This is a genomic window from Hydrogenophaga sp., assembly GCF_036675665.1.
In the GTDB taxonomy this organism is placed as follows: Bacteria; Pseudomonadota; Gammaproteobacteria; order Burkholderiales; family Burkholderiaceae_C; genus Hydrogenophaga.
The window spans coordinates 1-2,906 of the sequence record NZ_JAKFEO010000102.1; the positions used below are offsets into that span (position 1 = coordinate 1).

The 2,906-nt window shown below is 63.9% G+C and carries 2 protein-coding genes; both read left to right on the top strand.

From position 1 onward, the window contains the following. Positions 1–2,151: nitrate reductase subunit alpha (locus V6M63_RS22640; protein ID WP_332745591.1), on the top strand; the 2,151-nt coding region annotated here is incomplete at its 5' end. Between the two features lie 29 nt (positions 2,152–2,180). Further along, positions 2,181–2,906: 4Fe-4S dicluster domain-containing protein (locus tag V6M63_RS22645; RefSeq protein ID WP_332745593.1), on the top strand; the 726-nt coding region annotated here is incomplete at its 3' end.

Below are 2,906 nucleotides of genomic sequence, written 5' to 3' on the forward strand. Positions count from 1 at the left end.
ATGGTGATCATCGGCGCGGCCATGAACCACTGGTACCACGCCGACATGAACTACCGCGGCGTGATCAACCTGCTGATGATGTGCGGCTGCATCGGCCAGAGCGGTGGCGGCTGGGCGCACTACGTGGGCCAGGAAAAGCTGCGCCCGCAAACGGGCTGGGTGCCGCTGGCCTTTGCCACCGACTGGGCACGCCCGCCACGCCAGATGAACAGCACCAGCTTCTTCTACGCGCACACCGACCAGTGGCGCTACGAAAAGCTCGGCATGGAGGAGATCGTGAGCCCGCTGGCCGACAAGGCCGCGTTCGGCGGCAGCATGATCGACTTCAACGTGCGCGCCGAGCGCATGGGCTGGCTGCCCAGCGCACCCCAGCTCAAGACCAATCCGCTGCAGGTGGTGAAGGACGCCACCGCCGCCGGGCTCGACCCCAAGGACTACGTGGTGCGCGCGTTGAAAGACGGCACGCTGGCCATGAGCTGTGAGGACCCGGACGCGCCGCAGAACTGGCCGCGCAACATGTTCGTCTGGCGCAGCAACCTGCTGGGCTCCAGCGGCAAGGGCCACGAGTATTTCTGCAAGCACCTGCTGGGCACCGAAAACGGCGTGCAGGGCAAGGACCTGGGACGGGACGACGCCAAACCCGACGAGGTGGTGTGGCACGAACACGCGCCCCAAGGCAAGCTCGATCTGCTGGTCACGCTCGACTTCCGCATGAGCACCACCTGCCTGTATTCCGACGTGGTGCTGCCCACCGCGAGCTGGTACGAGAAGAACGACCTCAACACCAGCGACATGCACCCCTTCATCCACCCGCTGTCGGCGGCGGTGGACCCGGTGTGGCAGAGCCGCAGCGACTGGGAGATCTACAAGGGTTTTGCGCAGGCCTTCAGCGAGGTCTGCGTGGGCCACCTGGGTGTCGAAAAAGAGGTGGTGCTCACGCCCATCATGCACGACACCCCGGGCGAACTGGCGCAACCGTTCGACGTGAAGGAATGGCGCAAAGGCCACTGCGATCTGATCCCCGGCAAGACCGCGCCGCAGATCACCGTGGTGGAGCGCGACTACCCCAACACCTTCAAACGATTCACGGCGCTGGGCCCCTTGCTCGACAAACTGGGCAACGGCGGCAAGGGCATTGGCTGGAAGACCGGCACCGAGGTGGAACAGCTCGGCCAGCTCAACGGCACCACGGTGGAGGAGGGCGTGACCAAGGGCATGCCCAGGATCGTGACCGACATCGACGCCTGCGAAGTCATCCTGCAACTCGCCCCCGAGACCAACGGCCACGTGGCGGTGAAGGCCTGGGAGGCGCTGGGCAAACAGACCGGCATCGACCACACCCACCTGGCGATTCACCGCGAAGACGAGAAGATCCGCTTCCGCGACATCCAGGCCCAGCCGCGCAAGATCATCAGCAGCCCGACCTGGAGCGGCATCGAGAGCGAGACGGTGAGCTACAACGCCGGCTACACCAACGTGCACGAACTCATTCCATGGCGCACCCTCACCGGCCGCCAGCAGTTCTACCAGGACCACCCCTGGATGATTGCCTTCGGCGAAGGCCTGGGCAGCTACCGCCCGCCGGTGGACCTGAAAGCCACCTCGGGTGTGCACAACATCAAGTCCAACGGCAACGCGGAGATCGTGCTGAACTTCATCACGCCGCACCAGAAGTGGGGCATCCACTCGACCTACAGCGACAACCTGATGATGCTCACCCTGAACCGGGGCGGCACCGTGGTCTGGCTGAGCGAGGACGACGCGAAGAGCGCCGGCATCGAGGACAACGACTGGGTCGAGCTGTTCAACATCAACGGCGCGGTGGCCGCGCGTGCGGTGGTGAGCCAGCGCGTGAACCCGGGCATGGTGATGATGTACCACTCACAGGAAAAGATCATCAACACCCCGGGCTCGGAGATCACCGGCGTGCGCGGTGGTATCCACAACTCGGTCACGCGCATCGTGCTCAAGCCGACCCACATGATCGGCGGCTACGCGCAGCTCAGCTACGGCTTCAACTACTACGGAACGATCGGCACCAACCGCGACGAGTTCGTCGTGGTGCGCAAGATGGACAAGGTGGACTGGCTCGACACACCGGCCGACGACCACCTCATTCGAGCGTACCAATCGCAAGGCGAAAACCCTTGAACACCCGTCGATCCGAAGGAGCCTGAATCATGAAAATACGCGCACAAATCGGCATGGTGCTCAACCTGGACAAGTGCATCGGTTGCCACACCTGTTCGGTCACCTGCAAGAACGTCTGGACCAACCGCCCCGGCGTGGAATACGCCTGGTTCAACAACGTCGAGACCAAGCCCGGCATCGGCTACCCGAAGGAGTGGGAGAACCAGGAGAAGTGGCAGGGCGGATGGACCCGCCGTGCCGACGGCTCCATCGTGCCCAAGCAAGGGGGCAAGTGGCAGCTGCTGATGAAGATCTTCGCCAACCCGCACCTGCCGGAGATCGACGACTACTACGAACCCTTCACCTTCGACTACGACCACCTGCAGTCGGCGCCCGAGATGAAGCACGCGCCCACCGCGCGTCCGCGCAGCCTGATCACCGGCAAGCGCATGGAGAAGATCGAGTGGGGCCCGAACTGGGAGGAGATCCTGGGCGGCGAGTTTTCCAAGCGCAGCAAGGACGCCAACTTCAACGGCTTCGAGGCCGCGCAGAAGGCCATGGTGGGGGAGTTCGAGAACACCTTCATGATGTACCTGCCGCGCCTGTGCGAGCACTGCCTCAACCCGGCCTGCGTGGCCTCGTGCCCATCGGGTTCGATCTACAAGCGCGAGGAAGACGGCATCGTGCTGATCGACCAGGACAAGTGCCGCGGCTGGCGCATGTGCGTGAGCGGCTGCCCCTACAAGAAGATCTACTACAACTGGAAGAGCGGCAAG